This window comes from Kribbella sp. NPDC050820 (assembly GCF_040653975.1).
In the GTDB taxonomy this organism is placed as follows: Bacteria; Actinomycetota; Actinomycetes; order Propionibacteriales; family Kribbellaceae; genus Kribbella.
Genome location: NZ_JBFAHB010000006.1, coordinates 192,194 through 212,710, shown reverse-complemented (window position 1 = coordinate 212,710; position 20,517 = coordinate 192,194). Strand labels below are relative to the sequence as shown.

Annotated in this window: 23 protein-coding genes; 12 read left to right on the top strand and 11 right to left on the bottom strand. The window is 69.3% G+C overall.

Translation table 11 applies throughout. The features are described from left to right. Positions 1-102: 102 nt before the first annotated feature. Positions 103-1,524, bottom strand: coding sequence for a PLP-dependent aminotransferase family protein (locus tag AB0H36_RS08690; RefSeq protein WP_360518802.1), 1,422 nt, complete (start codon positions 1,522-1,524; stop codon positions 103-105). Between AB0H36_RS08690 and AB0H36_RS08685 the strand changes: the two genes are divergently transcribed. From AB0H36_RS08685 to AB0H36_RS08675, 3 genes are read left to right on the top strand one after another with little or no spacing between them, the layout of a single operon-like run. After that, the gene (locus AB0H36_RS08685) at positions 1,523-2,425 is read left to right on the top strand and encodes a DMT family transporter (RefSeq protein WP_360518799.1); all 903 of its coding nucleotides are present in this window, start codon (positions 1,523-1,525) and stop codon (positions 2,423-2,425) included. The two genes, AB0H36_RS08690 and AB0H36_RS08685, sit on opposite strands and share 2 nt — an antisense overlap. 9 nt (positions 2,426-2,434) lie before the next feature. Further along, entirely contained in the window at positions 2,435-3,709 is a 1,275-nt protein-coding gene (locus AB0H36_RS08680; protein WP_360518796.1) for a crosslink repair DNA glycosylase YcaQ family protein, read from the top strand. 56 nt (positions 3,710-3,765) lie between these two features. After that, positions 3,766-4,731: a TIGR03557 family F420-dependent LLM class oxidoreductase gene (locus tag AB0H36_RS08675; protein ID WP_360518793.1), complete on the top strand. Its 966-nt coding sequence runs from the start codon at positions 3,766-3,768 to the stop codon at positions 4,729-4,731. Here the strand turns inward: AB0H36_RS08675 and AB0H36_RS08670 are convergent. Continuing rightward, positions 4,711-5,340: a UdgX family uracil-DNA binding protein gene (locus AB0H36_RS08670; protein WP_360518790.1), complete on the bottom strand. Its 630-nt coding sequence runs from the start codon at positions 5,338-5,340 to the stop codon at positions 4,711-4,713. The two genes, AB0H36_RS08675 and AB0H36_RS08670, sit on opposite strands and share 21 nt — an antisense overlap. A 135-nt stretch (positions 5,341-5,475) precedes the next feature. Between AB0H36_RS08670 and AB0H36_RS08665 the strand changes: the two genes are divergently transcribed. Further along, entirely contained in the window at positions 5,476-6,267 is a 792-nt protein-coding gene (locus AB0H36_RS08665; protein ID WP_360518787.1) for a sigma-70 family RNA polymerase sigma factor, read from the top strand. 6 nt (positions 6,268-6,273) lie between these two features. On the opposite strand, the gene AB0H36_RS08660 is transcribed toward AB0H36_RS08665, so the two are convergent. Genes AB0H36_RS08660 through AB0H36_RS08645 form a run of 4 tightly spaced genes read right to left on the bottom strand, consistent with a single transcriptional unit; the run spans position 6,274 to position 10,573 of the window. Beyond that, positions 6,274-8,628 carry a phosphoketolase family protein gene (locus tag AB0H36_RS08660; RefSeq protein WP_360518784.1) on the bottom strand — a complete coding sequence of 785 codons (2,355 nt, stop codon included), beginning with the start codon at positions 8,626-8,628 and terminating at the stop codon, positions 6,274-6,276. 13 nt (positions 8,629-8,641) lie between these two features. Next, positions 8,642-9,814, bottom strand: a complete 1,173-nt coding sequence (locus AB0H36_RS08655) for a zinc-dependent alcohol dehydrogenase (RefSeq protein WP_360518781.1) — start codon at positions 9,812-9,814, stop codon at positions 8,642-8,644. Then, positions 9,814-10,137 carry a plasmid stabilization protein gene (locus AB0H36_RS08650; RefSeq protein ID WP_360518778.1) on the bottom strand — a complete coding sequence of 108 codons (324 nt, stop codon included), beginning with the start codon at positions 10,135-10,137 and terminating at the stop codon, positions 9,814-9,816. The genes AB0H36_RS08655 and AB0H36_RS08650 overlap by 1 nt, the downstream gene beginning before the upstream one ends. A gap of 52 nt (positions 10,138-10,189) precedes the next feature. Continuing rightward, positions 10,190-10,573, bottom strand: coding sequence for a hypothetical protein (locus AB0H36_RS08645; RefSeq protein ID WP_360518811.1), 384 nt, complete (start codon positions 10,571-10,573; stop codon positions 10,190-10,192). Between AB0H36_RS08645 and AB0H36_RS08640 the strand changes: the two genes are divergently transcribed. Continuing rightward, a complete protein-coding gene (locus tag AB0H36_RS08640; RefSeq protein WP_360518775.1) occupies positions 10,563-10,754 on the top strand; it encodes a hypothetical protein in 192 nt (63 codons plus the stop codon). The two genes, AB0H36_RS08645 and AB0H36_RS08640, sit on opposite strands and share 11 nt — an antisense overlap. Positions 10,755-10,841: 87 nt before the next feature. On the opposite strand, the gene AB0H36_RS08635 is transcribed toward AB0H36_RS08640, so the two are convergent. Next, entirely contained in the window at positions 10,842-11,879 is a 1,038-nt protein-coding gene (locus AB0H36_RS08635) for a DNA topoisomerase IB (RefSeq protein ID WP_360518772.1), read from the bottom strand. Between the two features lie 65 nt (positions 11,880-11,944). On the opposite strand from AB0H36_RS08635, the gene AB0H36_RS08630 reads away from it, so the two are divergent. From AB0H36_RS08630 to AB0H36_RS08610, 5 genes are all read left to right on the top strand, one after another. Then, complete coding sequence (locus AB0H36_RS08630) at positions 11,945-12,118, top strand: CsbD family protein (protein WP_360518769.1); 174 nt, start codon at positions 11,945-11,947, stop codon at positions 12,116-12,118. Positions 12,119-12,205: 87 nt separating this feature from the next. Further along, complete coding sequence (locus AB0H36_RS08625) at positions 12,206-13,072, top strand: hypothetical protein (protein ID WP_360518766.1); 867 nt, start codon at positions 12,206-12,208, stop codon at positions 13,070-13,072. Positions 13,073-13,112: 40 nt separating this feature from the next. Then, positions 13,113-14,024 (top strand): Ku protein, encoded by a 912-nt coding sequence (locus tag AB0H36_RS08620; RefSeq protein WP_360518763.1) that lies wholly within the window; start codon positions 13,113-13,115, stop codon positions 14,022-14,024. A 32-nt stretch (positions 14,025-14,056) separates the two neighbouring features. Then, positions 14,057-14,893 (top strand): alpha/beta fold hydrolase, encoded by an 837-nt coding sequence (locus AB0H36_RS08615; protein ID WP_360518760.1) that lies wholly within the window; start codon positions 14,057-14,059, stop codon positions 14,891-14,893. After that, positions 14,883-15,602 carry a sulfite exporter TauE/SafE family protein gene (locus AB0H36_RS08610; RefSeq protein WP_360518757.1) on the top strand — a complete coding sequence of 240 codons (720 nt, stop codon included), beginning with the start codon at positions 14,883-14,885 and terminating at the stop codon, positions 15,600-15,602. Before AB0H36_RS08615 ends, AB0H36_RS08610 begins: the two co-directional genes overlap by 11 nt. On the opposite strand, the gene AB0H36_RS08605 is transcribed toward AB0H36_RS08610, so the two are convergent. Beyond that, positions 15,580-16,461 (bottom strand): LysR family transcriptional regulator, encoded by an 882-nt coding sequence (locus tag AB0H36_RS08605; RefSeq protein WP_360518754.1) that lies wholly within the window; start codon positions 16,459-16,461, stop codon positions 15,580-15,582. The two genes, AB0H36_RS08610 and AB0H36_RS08605, sit on opposite strands and share 23 nt — an antisense overlap. A gap of 73 nt (positions 16,462-16,534) precedes the next feature. Between AB0H36_RS08605 and AB0H36_RS08600 the strand changes: the two genes are divergently transcribed. Further along, positions 16,535-17,197 carry a type 1 glutamine amidotransferase domain-containing protein gene (locus AB0H36_RS08600; protein ID WP_360518751.1) on the top strand — a complete coding sequence of 221 codons (663 nt, stop codon included), beginning with the start codon at positions 16,535-16,537 and terminating at the stop codon, positions 17,195-17,197. Here the strand turns inward: AB0H36_RS08600 and AB0H36_RS08595 are convergent. The 3 genes from AB0H36_RS08595 to AB0H36_RS08585 all read right to left on the bottom strand — a co-directional run bounded on the left by AB0H36_RS08595 (position 17,181) and on the right by AB0H36_RS08585 (position 19,947). Next, the gene (locus tag AB0H36_RS08595) at positions 17,181-17,834 is read right to left on the bottom strand and encodes a hypothetical protein (protein WP_360518748.1); all 654 of its coding nucleotides are present in this window, start codon (positions 17,832-17,834) and stop codon (positions 17,181-17,183) included. The two genes, AB0H36_RS08600 and AB0H36_RS08595, sit on opposite strands and share 17 nt — an antisense overlap. A gap of 108 nt (positions 17,835-17,942) precedes the next feature. After that, on the bottom strand, positions 17,943-18,605 hold the full coding sequence (locus tag AB0H36_RS08590; protein WP_360518745.1) for a DUF6766 family protein: 663 nt from the start codon (positions 18,603-18,605) through the stop codon (positions 17,943-17,945). A gap of 43 nt (positions 18,606-18,648) precedes the next feature. Next, a complete protein-coding gene (locus AB0H36_RS08585; protein WP_360518742.1) occupies positions 18,649-19,947 on the bottom strand; it encodes an MFS transporter in 1,299 nt (432 codons plus the stop codon). Between the two features lie 96 nt (positions 19,948-20,043). On the opposite strand from AB0H36_RS08585, the gene AB0H36_RS08580 reads away from it, so the two are divergent. Next, a complete protein-coding gene (locus AB0H36_RS08580) occupies positions 20,044-20,517 on the top strand; it encodes a MarR family transcriptional regulator (protein WP_360518739.1) in 474 nt (157 codons plus the stop codon).

Here is a 20,517-nt window from a genome sequence, read left to right as displayed (position 1 = left end):
GCCTCCTTGTCGTGCAGGGCGTCGTACACCCAGACCTCGGTGTCGCCGAGGTCCTGCTCGACCCACTCGCCGACCAGCGCGCCGCGTGGGGCGACGCCCCGTTCAGCGCAATCGGCGCAGCGCCTGGTCGAGCCGCTCGACGCCCCGCACGATCTCGTCGGGCGATTCGGCCGCCACGTAGCTGAGCCGAAGGTGCCGCGTCGGTCCGCCCGGGAGGTGGAACGCACTTCCGGGACTGATCGCGACCGAATGCCGCAGGGCTTCGGCCGTGGCTTCGTCGTCTTGCACGCCGTCGGGCAGCGACGCCCAGACGTGGTAACCGCCGGGTCGAGCGGCGTGCACCGTCAGGTGTGGGCAACGCTCCGCCAGGCTTCGCGTCGTCGTCTCCCGGCGGTCCCGCAGCGCGGTCGCCAGCCGGCGCAGATGCGTCGCGTACGACGGCGCCGTCATCAACTCCAGCGCGGTCTCCTGCATCGGCCTGGGGACGAAGAAGCTGTTGACCACATGCGTGGCGCGCAGCCGATCGAACGCGACGCCACGCGCGGTCAGCGCCGAGATCCGCAAGCTCGGCGAGGCCGGTTTGGTCAGCGACCGGATGTGGACGACGTGACCGTCCGGATCATCGGCCGCCAACGGCTGCGGCAGGTCGGGAGCGTCACCGTGCACCAACCGACGCGTGAAGTCGTCCTCGATGACAAACGCGCCGGCAGCTCGTACGGCGTCCATCAGTTGCGCCCGCCGCCCGGGCGCGAGGACAGCGCCGGTCGGGTTCTGGAACAGCGGCTGGACCACCAGCACCCGCGCACCGGAACTCGCGAACACCTCCGCGAGCAACTCGACTCGGATACCGTCCGCATCGACCGGAACAGGGACACAACGCAGCCCGGCAGCACCCGCCGCGGCCAGCGTTCCCGGGTACGTCGGTGACTCGACGAGCACACTGTCACCCGGGTCGGTCAGAGCTCTGAGCGCCGTGACCAGCGCAGTCTGCCCACCCGAGCTGATCAGCACATCGTTCGCACCGAGCGGCCCGTCCCGGCCTGCGATGTCGGCGGCGAACCAGGCTCGTAGCTCGGGGATGCCCTCCGCCGGCGCGCGCGTCCAGGTCCCCGGCCGGCGTCCTGCCCGTGCCATCGCGTCGGCCAGCGCCTTGCTTGGCTGCAAGGACTCGTGTAGGTAACCGGTCGACAGGTCGATGACGTCGTCGCCCGGTGTCGCAAGCATGCGCAGCATCGCGGTGATCGGCGGTCGTTCACCGGTCAGCGCCTGCTCCTGCCACGACAGGTCAGCGGCGGTCTCTGATCGGCGCGGCACTCGGTCGCTGACGAAGACCCCCGCACCGGGCCGTGAGACCACGGTGCCCTCGGCCACCAGCACGGTCACCGCCCGCGAGAGGGTGATCGGGCTGATCCCCCACCGCTTCACCAGCAGCCGGCTCGAGGGCAGTCGATCACCGGGGCTCGAGGCGGCCGCCTGGGCTCGCAACCGTCCGACGACGACATCCAGACTGCTATCGTCGTTCATGACAGCACAGAATAGCGCTATCGCTCCTGGCCGAGAAGCGGTATCGACTCCCCGCGCCGGGACCGTCGCCGCGCTCCTCGGGGTGGCGTCGTTCTCGCTGAGCGCCCCGGCCACCGTCTGGGCCACTCAGGGCATGGGCCCGTGGACTGCGACCGGCGTCCGCGGACTGCTCGCCGGGGTGCTCGCGATAGCGCTCCTGGCCGGCCTGCGTGTTCCGTGGCCGCGCCGCGAGGATCTCCGGGGTCTGCTGGTCGTCACCGGCGGCTGCGTGATCGGCTTCCCGCTGCTGTCAGCGTTGGCATTGCAGACCGCGACGACCGCGCACACCGCGGTCGTCACCGGCCTCTTGCCGATAGCAACCGCTTCCGCGGCGGCCCTGCTGACCCGCCGCTCATTGTCCTGGCGGTTCTGGGCCGCCGCCGTGACCGGCGCCGCGGCCGTCCTGGTGTTCACCCTCACCCGGCACCACGGCGCCGTCTCGATCGCCGACCTGTACCTCGTCGCAGCGCTGGTTGCCTGCGCACTCGGGTACGCCGAGGGCGGTCGACTGGCCGCGCACCTGCCCGGCTGGCACGTCATCGCCTGGGCCGTGGTGCTCGCCCTGCCGGTCAGCCTCGCGATCACGCTGATCGCCGTACCTCGGGAACCGATCGACCTGAACCCGATCAGCATCGTGGGGCTGGCCTACATCGCCGGGATCTCGCAGCTCGGCGGCTTCGTGGTCTGGTACCGCGGGATGGGGATCATCGGCGTGGCCAAGGCCAGTCAGCTCCAGTTGGCCCAGCCGTTGCTGACTCTCGTGTGGTCCGTCCTCCTGATGGGCGAGCACCTGCCGGTGGCGGCTCCGATCACGGCTGTCGTCGTACTGCTGTGCATCGTGGTGACACAGCGATCGCGGTAGCTTCGGGTCATGGGAGCCGCGGGTGAGACGATCTCGATCGACCAGGCGCGGCGGATCGCGCTGACGGCGCAGGGCTTCGCCGAGCCGCGGCCCGGGCGCGTCGACGCGCGGCATCTCCGGCGAGTCATCGAGCGGATCGGCGTCCTGCAGGTCGACTCGGTGAACGTGGTGTGCCGCTCGCACTACCTGCCGCTGTTCGCCCGGCTCGGCTCGTACTCGCGGACCACGCTGGATCGGATGTGCTGGGGCGCGGACCGGGAGCTGTTCGAGTACTTCTGGGCGCACAAGGCAAGCCTGATCCCGCTGAGTAGCTACCCCTTGTTCCGTTGGCGAATGCGGGCTGCCGAGCGCCAGGACTGGGGTCCCGCCGCCGACCTGGATCCGGCGCTCACCGCGCCGTGGTCCGTCGTCACCGGCATGCGCAGGCTGACCGCCGAGCGACCCGGGTACGTCGACGACGTGCTGGCCGTGGTCACCGAACGCGGGCCGGTCACGGCCGGCGAGGCCAACCCGGACGGGGTACGGCGCAAGCGCACCGACCCGGACCCGGATCCGAGCACCGGGAAGATGTGGAACTGGCAGGACGCGAAGATCGCGATCGAGTACCTGTACTGCACGGGTCAGGTGACGATCGCCGGTCGGCGCAACTTCGAGCGGCTCTACGACCTGACCGAGCGGGTCCTGCCACCACAACCCGAGCTGAGCGCCGAGGAAGCGCGCCGGGACCTGGTCAGGATCTCGGCCCGGACGCTCGGGGTCGCCACTGCACGCGAGCTGTGCGGCCAGGGCGGCGGGCACTTTCCGTTGCCGAGAGCAACCGCCAACCAGGTCATCGGTGAGCTGGTCGACGCCGGCGAACTCGTCCCGGTTCGCGTGGCCGGCGTACCGCAGCAGAGCTATCTGTGGTCGGCGGCCGAGGATCGGCCGGTCCAGGCACGGGCGTTGCTGTCGCCGTTCGACACGCTGATCTGGAACCGCGACCGGACCCATCGGCTGTTCGACTTCTTCTACCGGATCAGCATTTACACGCCCGCGGCCCAGCGCATGCACGGCTACTACGTGCTGCCGTTCCTGCTCGGCGACCGGATCGTCGCGCGGGTGGATGTGAAAGCCGATCGCCGGAACTCGGCCCTCGTCGTCCCGACCGTGACCGCCGAGGACGGCGTACCCGGCATCGTGGAACCGCTCAAGGCCGAGCTCGACCTGATGGCCCGGTGGCTGGAGCTCGACCGTGTGCTGGTGACCGCGGACGGCAAGCTCGGCAGGGCCTTGTCCCGTGCATAGCGCCGCAGGTCCGGGGCACCGGGCCGGTAGTGCAGCCGATGTGAGCGGGAGACGAGATGAAGATCGGATACTTCCTGTCCAGTGAGGAGTACACCCCGGCCCAGCTGATCGAGCAGGCACGGCTGGCCGAGGAGGCCGGGTTCGACGCACTGTGGATCAGCGACCACTTCCACCCCTGGAACGACGAGCAGGGTGAGAGCGCGTTCGTCTGGTCGAGCATCGGGGCGATCTCCCAGGTCTGCGAGCTGCCGGTGACCACCGCGGTCACCTGCCCGACGGTGCGGATCCACCCGGCGGTCATCGCCCAGGCGGCCGCGACCAGCGCCGTCTTCCTGAACGGCCGGTTCACCCTCGGCGTCGGGACCGGCGAAGCACTCAACGAGCACGTCCTCGGCAGCGTCTGGCCGACGGTCGACGTCCGGCTGGAGATGCTCGAGGAGGCGGTCGAGATCATGCGGCGGCTGTGGACCGAGGACGGTTTCGTCAGCCACCACGGCAAGCACTACACCGTCGACACGGCCCGGATCTACACCCGGCCGGAGACGCCGCTGCCGATCTACATGTCCGGGTTCGGGCCGGAGGCAACCGACGTCGCGGCGCGAATCGCGGACGGGTACATCACCACGTCGCCGGATGCCGAGCTGCTGCAGCGGTTCCGGGACAACGGCGGTGGCGACAAGCCCGCGCAGGTCGGGTTCAAGGTCAGCTACGCGCCGACCGAGGAAGAGGGGATCGAGCAGGCGCACCGGATCTGGCGGAACTCGGGTCTGCCCGGTGAACTGTCGCAGGTGCTGCCGTCGCCGCGGCACTTCGAGCAAGCCAGTCAGCTGGTGACGAAGGAGTCGACCGCACAGTCGGTCGCCGCCGGGTCGAAGGTGGACACCCACGTGGACGCGTTCAAGCCCTATATCGAAGCCGGCTTCGACGAGATCTACGTGGCGAACATGGGCCCGCACTCGGTCGACATGATGAACCTCTACCGCACCGAGGTGCTCCCCGAGCTACGCCGGATCATGCGCTAGCAGGTTGACGGCGACCCGTAGGTCGTCGACGAACGACGCGAAGTCGCGGCGGTACTCCCTCGACCGGACCACCGCTGAGGGATGCACCGTCGCGACCGCGGACCGGCCGTCCGGCAGTTCCTGCGGCAGACCGCGTTGTTCCGTGACTTTGAACCCGGTTCCGAAGACTGCGCGGGCCGCGACCGCGCCGAGAACAACGACCAGCGTGGGCTTCACCACTTCCAGCTCGCGCTCCAGCCACGGATGGCAGGCGGAGATGTGACCGGCGCCCGGCGTCTTGTGGATCCGGCGCTTGCCCTGCCGCTCGAACCGGAAGTGCTTGACCGCGTTGGTGAGGAACACCGCCGAGCGATCGATCCCCGCCTCCGCCAACGCCTTGTCCAGCAGGCGTCCGGCCGGTCCGACGAAGACATGGCCTTCCTTGTCCTCCACGTCACCAGGCTGTTCACCGATCAACATCATCCGCGCCCGCGCCGGACCTTCTCCCGGTACGACGCGCTCGGCGTCCTCGAACAGGTCGCAGCCACGGCACTCGGGCAACGTCGCGGTGAGCTTGCGCAGACCACCGTCACGCGGGACCCAGTGCGACGCGCCAGTGAACTTCGTCACGGCCCGCCGGTGCCCAGTTCAAACACCTGTAACACCTCGGGGGTTGAAAGCAACGGCTGAGTTTGATCTGGTGGAGCCAAGTGGTTCAGCCTTGACGCCACTCCTGCAGGACGACACACGACGAGGTCCCTCACCGTGACGATCGCACCTGTAACACCTGCCGATTCAAAGCTGCTCATCGCAGAAACCACCCACGACCTGCTGATCGAGGCCGACAGCACCCCTGACCCACGCCACCAGGAACTGCTCGACGAAGTGGTCCTGCTGAACGCGCCGGTGGCCCGGTCGATCGCCTCGCGCTACCGCAGCAAGGGCGTCGACCCCGACGACCTCGAGCAGGTCGCGTACCTCGGCCTGGTGAAGGCCGCGAACGGCTACCGGCTCGACGCGTCCACAGCCTTTCTCTCGTACGCCGTACCGACGATCCGGGGCGAGCTGAAGCGGTACTTTCGCGACTGCGCCTGGACCGTCCGGCCGCCGCGCCGGGTTCAGGAGATGCAGGGCTCGATCGCGGCGGCCGAACCCGAGCTGACCCAACGCCTCGGGCACCTCCCGACGGACAAGGAGACCGCCGAGGCGCTCGGCACCGACGCCGGCGAAGTGGTCGAGGCCGCGTCGGTCCGCGGCTGCTTCACCACCCTGTCCCTCGACGCGCCCGGCACCGTCGACGGCGGCACCAGCCTGCTCGACACGGTCGCAGACTCCGAGGACGGCTACGAACTGGTCGAGAACGTCCACACCCTGACGCCGGCCGTCGCCTCGCTCGGCGACCGCGACAAGCGCATCCTCGAGCTCCGGTTCCGCAACGGCCTCACGCAGGAGGAGATCGGCAACGAGCTCGGCGTCAGCCAGATGCAGGTCTCCCGGTTGCTCCGCGGCATCCTGGACCGCTTGCGCACCGACCTTTCGGCGACGGTCACCAAGTAGCGCCGGTCAGGAGGTCCAGCGCCACTCGCGGACCTCCGGCAGATCCTCGCCGTACCGGGTGACGTGGGCGCGATGCCGCACGCGCTGGTCGGCGAAATGCTGCCGGGTCGCCACCGCGCGGGTCCCGAGCGACGGGACCCGGTCGATCACGTCCATCGCCAGGTGGTACCGGTCGAGGTTGTTCAGCACCACCATGTCGAACGGCGTGGTCGTCGTACCCTCCTCGATGTAGCCGCGGACGTGCAGGTTGTGGTGCCCGTGCCGCCGGTAGGTCAGCCGGTGGATCAGCCACGGATAGCCGTGGTACGCGAAGATCACCGGCTTGTCGGTGGTGAACAACGCGTCGAACTCGGCGTCCGGCAGCCCGTGCGGATGCTCCATCGGGTCCTGCAGCCGCATCAGGTCGACGACGTTGACCACCCGGATCCGCAGCCCGGGCACGTGCTGCCGCAGCAGGTCGACCGCGGCCATCGTCTCCAGCGTCGGTACGTCGCCCGCGCAAGCCATCACCACATCCGGGTCACCTTCGTCGTTGCTTGCGAAGTCCCAGACGCCGATCCCGCGCGCGCAGTGCAGGGCGGCCGACTCCCAATCCAGCCAGCTCGGCTGCGGTTGCTTGCCTGCGACAACGACATTCACGTAGTTCCGGGTCCGCAGGCAGTGGTCCATCGTGGACAGCAGCGTGTTCGCATCCGGCGGCAGGTAGACCCGGACCACCTCGGCCTTCTTGTTCACCACGTGGTCGATGAACCCGGGATCCTGGTGCGAGAACCCGTTGTGGTCCTGCCGCCAGACGTGCGAGGTGAGCAGGTAGTTCAGCGACGGCACCGGCCGCCGCCAGTCGAGCCGGTTGATCGTCTTCAGCCACTTCGCGTGCTGGTTGACCATCGAGTCGACGATGTGCACGAAAGCCTCGTACGACGAGAACAGCCCGTGCCGCCCGGTGAGCAGGTACCCCTCCAACCAACCCTGGCAGGTGTGCTCGCTGAGAATCTCGAACACTCGCCCGTCCGGCGCGAGATGCTCGTCGGTGTCCCGCCGTTCCGCCAGCCACGCCTTGTCCGTGGCCTCGTAGACCGCGTTCAGCCGGTTCGACTCGGTCTCGTCCGGGCCGAACAACCGGAGATTGTCCGGATTCAGCCGGAACGCGTCCCTGAGGTAGGCACCGAACACCTTCGTGGGCTCGCCGTCCTCCGCACCCGGCCGCTTGACGGGTACGGCGTACTCCTCGACCGGCGGCAGTTCGAGGTCACGGCTCTGCTCGTTGCCCTTCGACCCCATCCGGAGGTCCGGGCCGGGCGCGAGGTCCCGCAACAGTTCGACCGGCCGGCCCTCCTCGTCGAACAGCTCCTCGGGCCGGTAGCTGCGCAGCCAGGACTCCAGCTGCCGCAGGTGTTCCTCGTTCGTCCGTACGCCGGACAGCGGCACCTGATGCGATCGCCAGGTGTCCTCCACCGGCTGGTCGTCGACCGTGTGCGGTCCCGTCCAGCCCTTCGGCGTCTTGAGCACGATCATCGGCCAGGCGGGACGTGCCGGGCGCTCGGACGCCGTACGCGCCTCCAGCTGGATCTCGTCGATCCGGTCCAGGCAGTAGTCCAGTGCGGCGGCCAGCGCCTGGTGCACCGTCGCAGGGTCCGAACCATCGACGAAGTAGGGCTCGTGGCCGTAGCCCTGCAGCAGCGCGGTCAGCTCCTCGTCGCCGATCCGGGCCAGCAGCGCCGGGTTCGCGATCTTGTAGCCGTTCAGGTGCAGGATCGGGAGTACGGCGCCGTCGCGCACCGGGTCGAGGAACTTGTTCGAGTGCCACGAGGTCGCGAGCGGCCCGGTCTCGGCTTCGCCGTCCCCGACGACACAGGCGACGACGAGCTCCGGTTTGTCGGCGGCGGCGCCGTACGCGTGGCTCAGCGAGTAGCCGAGCTCACCGCCCTCGTTGATCGACCCGGGCACGTCGGCCGCCACGTGGCTGGGGATGCCGCCGGGGAACGAGAACTGCCTGAACAACCGCGTCATCCCGAGCTCGTCCTGCCTGGTGTTCGGGTACGCCGCCGTCCAGCTGCCCTCGAGCCAGGTGTTGGCCACGATCGCCGGGCCGCCGTGACCCGGCCCGATCACGTACATCAGCTCGCGTTCGCGAAGCCGGATCACCCGGTTGAGGTGTGCGTAGATCAGGTTCAGCCCAGGCGTCGTACCCCAGTGCCCGAGCAGCCGGGGCTTGATGTGCTCGGCCCGCAACGGCTCCTTGAGCAACGCGTTGTCGAGCAGGTAGATCTGCCCGACCGACAGGTAGTTGGCCGCTCGCCAGTACGCGTCGATGCCTTGCAACTCCTCGTCGCTCAGCGGGGTGGCGTCGATGTGTTGCACGAATTCCTCCGGGTCAGGGCGTGAGCAGGACCTTCACCGCGCCGTCGCGCTTCTGCTGGAACATGTCGTACGCCGCCGGTCCGTCCGACAACGGCAGGTGATGGGTGGCGAAACCGTCCACCCGCAAGGGGTCCTCGTCGCCGAGCAGCTCGAGGATCTGGTCCGACCACCGATGCACGTTGGCCTGGCCCATCCGGAGCTGGATCTGCTTGTCGAAGATGGTCAGCATCGGCAGTGGGTCGGCCATCCCGCCGTACACGCCGATCAGCGAGATCGTCCCGCCCCGCCGGACGATGTCGACGGCGAGGTACAGCGCCGCCGGCCGGTCCACGCCGACGGTCTGCATCACCTTGCGCTGCAGGGCGTCCGGAAGGTAGCCGGCCAGCTGCTGGCTGACCTTCGCCACCGGGGAGCCGTGGGCCTCCATGCCGACGGCATCGATCACCGAGTCGGGGCCGCGTCCTTCGGTGCGGTCCTTAATCCGGTCCGCGACCTTGCCGTCGTACCGGAGCACCTCGACGCCGTACTCCTCGGCGCGCGCCAGCCGCTCGGGAACCAGATCGACGCCGATCACGCGATACCTGCGGTGGAGTGCGATCCGGCAGGCCATGTCCCCGATCGGGCCGAGGCCCAGGACGACGAGCGTCCCGCCGGCCGGGATCGCGGCGTACTCGACCGCCTGCCACGCCGTCGGGAGTACGTCGGACAAGTAGACGAACCGCTCGTCCGGCGGCCCGTGCGGCACCTTGATCGGACCGTACTGGGCCTGCGGGACGCGCAGGTACTCCGCTTGTCCGCCAGGCACCTGCCCGTAGAGCTTGGTGTAACCGAACAGCGCGGCGCCCATGCCGTGCTCACGGACCTGGGTCGTCTCGCACTGGGTCTGCAGGTCGCGGCTGCACATGAAACAGGTCCCGCACGCGATCTGGAACGGGACGACGACGCGGTCGCCGGGTTTCAGGTTGGTGACCTCGGGCCCGGTCTCCTCGACGATGCCCATCGCCTCGTGGCCGAGGATGTCACCCGGGTCCAGGAACGGGCCCATCACCTCGTACAGGTGCAGGTCGGACCCGCAGATCCCGGTTGTCGTCACCTTGATGACGGCATCGGTCGGTTCCAGGATCCGCGGGTCCGGCACATCGGTGAACTCGACGGAGCGCTTGCCCTGCCAGGTGAGAGCCTTCACTAGCGGCCCACTGCCTTCTCGAGCTGGGCCTTGCTCATCTTGGAGCGGCCCTTGATGTTCTTCTGCTTGGCCTCGTTGTAGAGCTGTTCCTTGGTGCGGCCCTGCGATCCGCTGTGCGACCGCAGCCCGCCGCGACGACCCGAGGAGATGTCCTGGGTGGAGCTGCGGCTCTTCTCCTTGGCCTCGCCTGCCCTCGCGCGCTCCTTGTTCACGGTGCGCGCCGCGATCTCCTCCGCGGTGTCCTCGCTCCGGCCGCGCTTCTTCAGCCCCGCCTTGATGTGCTCGTACTGCCGCTCACGCTTCCGGTTCGATCCTGCCGGCATCGTCTGCTCCTTTCACGCCGCCCGCCCGGTACCCGATGCCGCCACCGGACAATCAGCTCGGCGGGGCCGGCACCGGGTTCGCGGCCAGCGCCTTCGCGACCGCCACCAGGTTGCTCACCATCGCCCGCCCGGTCTTCGCCGACCACTCGTGCCCCTCGTCGGTCTCGGAGTAGCTCGGACCCGGCCCGGGTCCCTTGTTCCAGTACGTCCAGGCCTGGCCGGGAATCGTGTAGCCGATGTCCACCAGCCCGCCGCTGATCTCGGAGATCACGTGGTGCGCGCCGTCCTCGTTGCCGGTGACGATGACCCCGGCGACCCGGTTGTACGCGACCGGCCGGTTCTCGTCGTCGGTCTCGCTCAGCATCGCGTCCATCCGCTCGAGCATCCGCTGCGCGATCGACGACGGCCGCCCGACCCAGGTCGGCGTGGCGACGATCAGGATGTCGCTGTCCAGCAGCTGCTGGTGGATGCCATTCGTCCCCGGTCCCCTCGTCGCTGCTCACGCCGGGCTTGATGTTCAGGTCGGCCAGCCGGACCCGGTCGACGTCGACCTTCTCCTGCTGAAGCGCGTCGACCACCACATCTGCCAGCTGGTCGGTGTTCGACTCACTCGGTGACGCCTTCAGAGTGCAGTTCAGGACCAAGGCCCGCATCGCGGCTCCTCCCGTTGGAATAGGCCCGGCCGGTGCCCCCTGGGATGCCGTCTATTCGTTCCTGGTGAGCAGCCGTGCCACCGAGCGCTCCAGGGCCTCGCGGGTGTCCTCGTCGTTCAGGTCGTCACCGTGCCGGCCGACCGCCGTCGCGATCGTCCGCCCTTCCTCGTACTGCGTGACGACCCGGGGATCGACGTACGACGCCCTCGCGACGGCCGGCGTGTTGCCGAGGTGGTCGGCGACTTCGGCGAGCATGTCCTTGACCGCGGCGTTCAGAGCCTTCTTGGTGGTCGGTGGGTCGGCCTGAGCGAGGTTCACGGCGGCATGTACGGTCGCGGTCCAGGTGCGCAGGTCCTTCACGGTGAAGTCGTCGCCGACCAGTTCCTGGAAGCGCTCGTTGATCATGGTCGCGTCGATCCCGTGGTACCCGTCCCCGTCCCGGTAGACCAGCAGTTCCGGCTCGCCGTGCCGGGCGCGTTTGAGCGAGGAGACCGCGTCGGCCAGGTGGTCGTCGTCGAGCTCGATCGCCCGGTCCACACCACCTTTGGCGACGAAGTCGAACACCACCTTGCCCTTGCGGACGCGGACGTCGTCGCGCAGCAGGGTCGCCGCGCCGCGACTGCCGTGCTCCTCGGCGTACTCGGAGTTGCCGGTCCGGAAGACGCCGTAGTCGAGCATCCGCAGTGCGACCGCGAGCACCCTTTCGCGGTCGATCCCCTTGCGGCACAGGTCGCGGTCCACCGCCTCGCGGAACTCGGGCAGCTTGCGGGCGAGGCGCCGTACCCGGTCGTGCTTGCCGGCGTCCTGGGTCGTCCGCCAGTCGTCGTGGTACAGGTACTGCCGCCGGCCGGCGTCGTCGGTGCCGGTGGCCTGCAGGTGACCGTTCGGGTACGGGCAGATCCAGACGTCCTTCCAGGCCGGCGGGATGGCCAGCGACCGGATCCGCTCCAGCGTCTCCTGGTCGGTGACCCGCTTGCCGTCCGGATCGAGGTAGCTAAAACCACGGCCGTGGCCCCGCCTGGTCAGGCCGGGGCCGTCCGGATCGCTGCGTCGTAACCGCATATTGTCCGATACCCGCGCGGCATGCATGGATCCTCGGGCTCCCGGGCACCCGGACGGCAAGGGAAAGCCCGAAGCCCGTGAAGGAGAGACCGATGGGTATCGGAGACAAGGTCAAGAACGCCGCCAAGGAAGCCAAGGGCAAGGTCAAGAAGGAGACCGGCGAGGCGACCGACAACCGCGATCTGCAGGCGAAGGGCGACACCGAGCAGTCCGTGGCCGCGCTGAAGCAGGCAGGCGAGAAGGCGAAGGATTCCTTCAAGAAGTAGTCGCCACCACAGCAGCCACTCCGGCGCACAATCCCCCGCGCGCCGGGGTGGTTCTACGGACGGCGCAGTTCCGGTAGCGTCGGTGGCGTGGACTTCGAAGAGGCAGCCGACGCCCTGTACGCGGCTCCGGCTGCCGACTTCATTGCTACCCGCAACGAGCTCGCCAAGCAGCTGAAGGCCGACGGCGACCAGCTCGGATCGACCCGGTTGAAGGCGATGCGGAAGCCGACCGTCGCCGCCTGGGTGACGAACCTGGCCGCCCGCGAGCTGCCCGACGAGCTGGACGACCTGCTGGCCCTCGGGGACGAGTTCCGCGAGGCGACCGCGGACCTGGACGGCGAGCGCCTGCGCGAGCTGACTCCGAAGCGGCACAAACTGCTCGACAAGCTGGCCAAGGACGCCACCAAACTGTCCGAGAAACAAGGGCAGAAGGTCAGCGCGGATGTCGGCCAGAAGTTGCGCGAGACCCTCGATGCGGCGCTGGTGGATCCGGCTGCGGGCGACGCGGTACGGGAAGGACGGCTGAGCAGCGCCTTGCGGCACGTCGGGTTCGGCGTCGTCGACGAGAGCGGCGAGCCGACCAACGTCACGCCTCTCACCGACGAACGCCGGCAGCGGGCCCGCGACCGGCGCAAGGCCGAGACAGCGGCCGAGGAAGAGGAATCGGCTGCCGCCCGCCGCAAGCGGGAGCAGGCCGAGCGCGCGGAAGAGGAACGCGAGGCCAAGGAGAAGGCGAAGGCCAAGCAGGCGCTGGAGGACGCCGTCGCCGCCGCCCAGGAGGCCGAGGCGAAGGTCGAGGACCTGGACAACCAGCTCGACGAGGCCCGTCAGGCGCTGGCCGACGCCCAAGAGCTGGTACGGCGGGTCGGCACCGAGCTCGACGAAGCCCGCCGGGCCGCCCGGGACGCGCAGAAGGAGAGCCGGGAGGCGCGGAAGCGGTACAACCGCCTCTGAGCTGGGTACCGGGCCGGGCGATCTCGGAGAGGAGCGCGCCATGGCACGGTCGATCTGGAGCGGATACATCAACTTCGGGCTGGTCTCGGTACCGGTCGGGCTGTACAGCGCGACCCAGGAGCACGAGGTCGACTTCCACCAGTTCCAGGAGGGCACGTCGGACCGGATCCGGTACAAGCGGGTGAACGAACGCACCGGCCGCGAGGTGGACTACGACAAGATCGTGAAGGGGCACGACGTCGGCGGCGGCGAGCACGTCATCGTCGAGCGCGAGGAGCTCGAGGACATCGCCCCGGGCAAGTCCCGCTCACTGGAGATCTCCACCTTCGTCGACCTGGACGAGATCGACCCGATCTACTTCCAGAAGAGCTACTACCTGGGCCCGTCCGACAAGGAGAACAAGTCGTCGTACGCGCTGCTGCGGGACGCGCTGAAGAAGACCAACCGAGCCGGGATCGCGAAGTTCGTGATGCGCGGCAAGGAGTACCTGGCCACGATCCGGGCCCAGGGCAAGGTCCTGGTGCTGGAGACGATGTACTTCGGCGACGAGATCCGCGACCCGGCCAAGGAGCTCGGCGACCTGCCGGCCAAGTCCAGCGCCGGCAAGCAGCTGACCATGGCCGCCGACCTGATCGAGGCGATGAGCGGCGAGTGGAAGCCGAGCGCCTACAAGGACACCTACACCGAACGGGTGAAGAAGCTGGTCGCCGACAAGCGCAAGGGCAAGGAGATCGTCTTCAACGAGGAGGAGCCGGAGGCCACCTCGTCGACCGATCTGGTCTCCGCGCTGCGCGCCAGCGTCGAGGAGGCCCGCAGCCGCCGTGCCTCCGGAGGCGCCAAGAAGGCGACCGCCAAGAAGTCGGCGCCCAGGAAGAAGGCACCGGCCAAGAAGGCCGGCGCTCGGAAGAAGTCCACCGCCAAGAAGGCGTCCAGCCGTAAGAAAGCTGCCTGACCGCACACCTTTCTTCGCTATAGTCGCCGGTCGTGCAGGTGACTTTTCCGGACGGCAGCAGTACCGAGCTCCAGGTCCATCGCACCGCGGCCGCCGACCCGCTGGTCGTGCTCTGCCTGCCCGCGATGGGTGTCCGGGCCAAGTACTACGAGAAGCTCGCCCACACGCTCACCGAGCAGGGGTGCCACGCCGTACTCGCCGACCACCGCGGCACCGGCCGCAGCTCGGTCCGCCCGTCCCGGAGCGTCTCCTTCGGGTACGCCGATGTGCTCGAGCTGGAGCTGCCGGCCATCGTGGAGGCCGTCTGCCGGGAGTTCGGGACCCAGCGGATCGCCGTGGTCGGGCACAGCCTGGGCGGGCAGCTCGGAGTGCTGTTCTCCGCGGTGTCGGACCGGATCAGCCACATCGTGCTGGTCGCGAGCGGCTCGGCCTGGTGGGCCAAGGTGCCGGGGATCCGCTCGCTGGCCCGGTTCGCGGGGCTCCAGCTGGTGCTTGCGACGACCTTGCTCTGCGGGTACCTGCCGGGCTGGTTCCCCTTCGCCGGCAAGGAGGCGAAGCAGCTCGTCCTCGACTGGGGTCACGAGGCGCTGACCGGCCGGTACAAGGTCGCGGGCAGCCAGGTCGACTACGAGGCGGCGCTGGCCCGGTCGTCGGTACCTGCCCTGTTCATCAACTTCCCCGGCGACAACTACGCGCCGGCGGCCTGTGCGTCGTACCTCGCGAGCAAGCTCCGGTCGGCTCACGTGACCGTGCGGAGCCTGTCGGCCGAGCAGCTCGGGATCACCCGCAGCGACCACTTCCGCTGGGCCGCCCACCCCCAGACCCTCGTCCGCGACACAGTCAAGTGGATCCGCACTCATGCCCGCTGAGCTCCTGCTCGGCGGCATCGTTCTGCTCGGCGCCTCGGTCCAACGGCTGACCGGGATGGGCTTCGCGCTGGTCGCCGTACCTGCGCTGGTCCTGCTGCTCGGGCCGGGTGACGGCGTCGCGCTGGCGAACTGCGCCGCGGGGCTCATCTGCCTGGCCGGACTGACGAGCGGCTGGCACATGGTGCGCCTGCGGGCGATGGTCCCGCTGATCCTCGCGTCCGGGTGCACGGTCCCACTCGGCACCTGGTTCTCGAACCACCTGCCGGAACCGGCCCTGCTGATCACGATGGGCGCTCTGGTGACGGCCGCCGTACTCGTGATCATGCGCGGCGTCCGGGTGCCGTCACTCAGCGGACTCAAGGGGGCCCTCGGCGCGGGCGCGGCCGGCGGCTTCATGAACGCGTCGGCCGGACTCGGCGGTCCGCCGGTCTCGTTGTACGCCGTGAACGCGGGCTGGACGATCCGCGAGTTCGTCCCGAACGCCTTGTTCTACGGCGTCGTGGTGAACCTCTTCTCGGTCGTGACGAACGGCGTCCCCCGGCTCGACGGCGGAACGTGGATCGCGGCAGCCGCCGGCCTCACCGGCGGCGCGATCATCGGCAAGGCCCTGTCCGGCCGGGTCCCCGAGGACCGCGCCCGCCTCCTGGTTCTCCTCCTCGCCCTGCTCGGCGGCATCACCACGCTGGTCAAGGGCGCGCTAGGCGTCTGACGAGTTCGTCACGTACGACGGCGGCCGCGCTGCGTGGGCCCGCGTCCGAGCGGGTGACGAGGTACAGGGTGTTCAGCGGTGGCAGCTCGGGATCGGCCAGGAGGACGAGGTCGCCGGAGGCCAGGGGCTCGGCGCAGAGGTAGGTGGGGAGGACGCTCGCGCCTGCGCCGGCGCGGACGGCGGCCAGGGCGCCGCGGAGGTCTGGTACGACGAGATCCGCCGTACGGGTCAGGCGGGTGTTGAAGACGCTGCGCCAGTACCGGCGGATGATCGGGGCCTCCTCGGCGTACGCGACGAGGGGGATCTTGTGGAGTGGTTCGGGTGACGTGATCGGGGTGCCGGTGGACCAGCGGGGCGCGGCGACGAGGGCGAAAACCTCGTCGTAGAAGGGCGTCACGCGTAGGCCCGGCCGGCGGGGGCGGACCGAGCTGATCACCAGGTCGAGGCTGCGGTTGAGCAGGCGGTCGAGCAGATCGTCCGGCATCCCGAACGTCGTGCGCACCTGCAGACCGTCCGCGAGCCGGTCAGCGAGCGCAGGCAGGACCTGGTGACACAGGAAATCAGCCGGCCCACCGAGGTGGACCGTCGCCGCGACCGGCACCTCGAGCTCGTCCCGCACCAGCCCTTGCAGCGCGTCGATCGGCTCGGCGATCCGGCGCGCCAGCTCGTCGCCCGCGCTGGTCGGCCGGACACCGCGAGGCAGCCGCTCGAAGAGCGGGCGGTCCAGCGCGACCTCGAGTGACTTGAGCTGCGCGGTCACAGTCGGCTGCGACAGGCCGAGCATCTCCGCACCCGCGGTGATCGACCCGGCCCGGTGCACGGCCAGAAACGTCCTGAGCAGGTCAAGCGATGGAGCCATATCAGGAATCCTATGGCTTGCCACCCGGATTCCTATTGGTTTCCGATAGCAGGACCACCCCATCATGGACGGCATGACTCGCGTACTCATTGCTCTCACCAGTCACTCCGAGCTCGGCGACACCGGCCGCAGCACCGGCTTCTACGTGTCCGAGGCGGCCGAGCCGTGGGCGGTGTTCACCGACTCCGGGTTCGACGTCGACCTGGTCTCGGTGGCCGGTGGACGTCCGCCGCTCGACGGGCTGAACGAGGACGACCCGATCCAGCAGAAGTTCCTGGCCGCCGTCGACCTCGACCACACCCCGACCGCGTCCGCGCTCGACGCCTCGTCGTACGACGCGATCCTGTTCGCCGGCGGTCACGGCACGATGTGGGACTTCCCGAACGACGAGGCGCTTGCCTCCCTCGCGGCAGCCATCTACGAGCGCGGTGGCGTGGTCGCAGCCGTCTGCCACGGCCCGTCCGCGCTGGTGAACCTGAAGCTGTCGGACGGTTCCTACCTCGTCGACGGCAAGAACGTCACCGGCTTCACGAACGCCGAGGAGGAGGCGGTCGGCCTGACCGACGTCGTCCCGTTCCTGCTGGCCGACACCCTGACCGCGCGCGGCGCGATCCACCATCCGGCCGCGAACTTCACATCGCAGACGATCACCGACGGTCGCCTGGTCACCGGCCAGAACCCGCAGTCCGCCGAGTCGACGGCCCGCGCGGTGGTGGACGTCATTCGCCAGGCGTAGGAAGCAAGTACGTGCTCGGGTTGGCGGGGGCGCCGGCGTCGATCCAGCGGTGGAAGCCGTCGGGGTTGCGGCGCTCGAACTCGTCGAGGCAGATCCGCCGTACCTCGGCCACTGCCTGGCGGTCGCGCGGCCCGGCGCCCTGAGCGAGCGTGGTGGCGGTCTCGGTCCAGACGCCGCAGAGCTCCTCGATGCTGAGCGGGCACTGCAGGGCGGCGATGAGCCGCTCGTCCTCCTGCAACTGCTCCTCCGCCACCCGCGCGACCTTCCGCTGCCGCCGCGAGGCACGCGCCGGGCGCTCCCGGCGCTCCGGTGTCACGAGCTCGATCGCGATGAACAGCCCGGCGACGACCAGCGCCACCGCGAGCCCGACCGCACCCCACGCCAGCAGCCGCACCAGCCCGGGCAGGCACAGCACCCCGGCAGCCGCAGCCGCCGCGACCATCACTGCAGATTGGTACGGCGCGTCGTCCGCGACATGACGAATCACCGCCGCCAACGGCCACACGAGCGCGAACACGATGACCAGCAGAATCGAGGCGGCCAGCGGGCCGAGCAACAACACCCCGGCGAGCACGCCAGTAGTCCCGACTCCGAGACCACCTGCGATCACGATCCGCCGCAGCAGCGGCGACCGCATCACCGGACCTCACCCAAGACACACCTCACGCGAACCCGCCCCACACCACAGACCTACCCCCAGAACGAACGGCTGCCCGTCACCGTTCCCACCCGAGGGCGTGGCCAATCAGGCGCCGGTCTCCGAATGCGGTGCGTGCACGGGTTTCGACTGTGCCGACCGGCGCTGGCGCAGGTAGATCGACCCACCGACGATCGCGGCCACCGCGAGGAACTCGCTCTGCCAGTTCTGGAACGACTCGTACCAGAACTGCGACGTCTGCAGGTAGTCCCAGGTCGTCACCGACTCGCCACCGTGCAGCCCCTGCTCCTCGCTGTACGCCGCCGCACCCGTCACCGCGTGCAGCCAGAACGACAGCAGGAACACCAGCCCGAAGGCGATCGCCAGCGAGTTCTCGTACAACCACAGCAACGCCCCGGACCCGTGCCGAACCGGCCACGGCGCGTCCCGGTCGGTCCGGTGCTTCCGCGGATCCTCGTCCTGCGGGGCGGCCTCGTCGATCGGCCGGGACTCCGCCGACCCCTTCTGCACCAGGTACGCCGTCAGCAGCACGTACATGCCCATCTGCAGGAACTCGGACTCCCAGTTCTCGAACACCGCCTCACCGAAGGACGACGAGACGACGTACTGACCGAGGCTCTGCGACGGCTGCCCGTGATCGGCCAGCTCGGCGTTCTCGTGCGCGTGCCCGGTGAGCAGCAGTCCCACCAGGAACAGCAGGAAGAGCACGAGGTTGACCGTGAGCAGCGCCCGCAGTCGGATCCATCGCATGCCGCCCCGGTACCCCTTCTCAACCGGTTCAGGCTCAACCGGTTCAGGCAGCGGCGGGCGCCGGCTCCTCGTGGTCGAGCGGGTGCGCGATCTCGTCCGACGGCATCCGGCCGAAGTACACGACCAGGACGGACACCAGCGCCGGCCCGATCCCGGCGACCAGGAACACGGCCGTCAGCCCCAGTACGGCGCCCGCCGGACCGGCCAGCGCCATCGACACGGGCATCAGCAGCAGCGAGACGAAGAAGTCCAGGCTGGCGATCCGCCCACGCAGGTGGTCCGGCACCCGCCGCTGCAGCAGCGTTCCCCAGATCACCATCGCCGCTGAGCTGGTCAGGCCAACGACGGCCGCCCCGGCCATCATGATCCACAGATCGCGGGCGAATCCGAGCGCCGCGAACGGCAGCGACCCGACACCCCACAGCAGCGTCATCACGGTCAGGTACCGCCGCGGCAGCTTCCGCGACGAGATCAGCAACGCCCCGGCCGCCCCACCGATCCCGAACGCGGCCAGCACCAGGCCGAAGTCACTCGGCCCACCACCGAGCTGGTCCCGTACGGCGAACGGCAGCAGCACCTCGAGCGGTCCGAGGATCAGCAGCACGAACACCGTGCCGAACAGCAGCGACGCGAGCAGCCAGCGGGTCCGCCGTACGTAACGCCAGCCTTCCCGCAGGTCGCCGAGAATCGTCCGCGCTTCCGGCGGCTCCGCGGTCTCGTCGACGTCACCCGGCTCGACCGGCTCGAACCCGCTGGACGGGATCCGCATCGCGAGCACGCATCCGGCGGAGAAGAAGTAGGTCAGCGCGGTGACCAGGATCGCGACCCCAGGTGACAGCGCCGCGATCGCCAGACCACCCAGCGCCGGCCCGGTCGCCTGCTGGGCCAGCGGCCGCAGCGTGCCCTCCAGCCCGTTCGCCGCGAGCAACTCCTCGGCCGGCAGCAGCCTCGGCACCAACGCCGTGTACGCCGGAATCAGGAAGGCCTCACCGGCTCCGATCAGCACCGCAGCAGCGGCCAGGTGCCAGATCTCCAGCGTGTCGGTCAACGCCAGACCGGCGACGACCAGCAGTACGACGCCGCGGACGCCGTCCGCCGCGATGATCACGCTGCGCTGGGACAGCCGGTCGGCCGCGATCCCGCCGAAGAGCACGCAGACGACCAGCCCGATGCTGTACGCCGTCGTCACCACCGACAACTGGACGGGGCCACCACCGAGCTCGATCACCTGCCAGGCCAGTGCGACGAGCCAGAGCCCGCTGCCGAGCAGCGCGACCGCCAGACCGGTCCACAGCAGCCGGTAGTCCCGGTGCCGCAGCGGCTGAACCGCCTTCCAGCTCACGTCGCCCTCCCCTAGGTCGTTTCGAGTGAGCATACACAGACAAACAGTTCACATGTCAACTGTTGCGATGCGCATCAGTCGCCGTAGACTGCAGGCATGCCGACGACGATGAGCACTGAGCAGCTCGGCGCCTGGCGGGCGATGTACCGCGCAGACACGCTGCTGTTCACGCATCTCGACAACACCCTGCGCACCCGGCTGAAGATGGGCTACTTCGAGCACGAGGTGCTGCGCATCCTCGACCAGGCCGGCGGCCGGCTGCGGATGGCGCCCCTGGCCGAGCAGCTGATGATCTCCCGCAGCGGCTGCACCCGGCTGGTCGGCAAGCTCGAGGACAAGGACGGCTGGGTGGTCCGCCGGAACACCCCCGAGGACCGCCGGGCCACCTGGGCCGAGCTCACACCGGCCGGCCGGGAGGCGCTCGCGGCTGCTCAACCTGTGGTCGAGGCTGTGGTGTCGACGTTCTTCGCCGATCATGTATCAGATGAGGACCTTCGCCGCGCGAGCAGAATCCTGGACGTCCTGGCCGACGCGAACCCGAACGACGACGGGTTCGACTGCGGTCTCTGA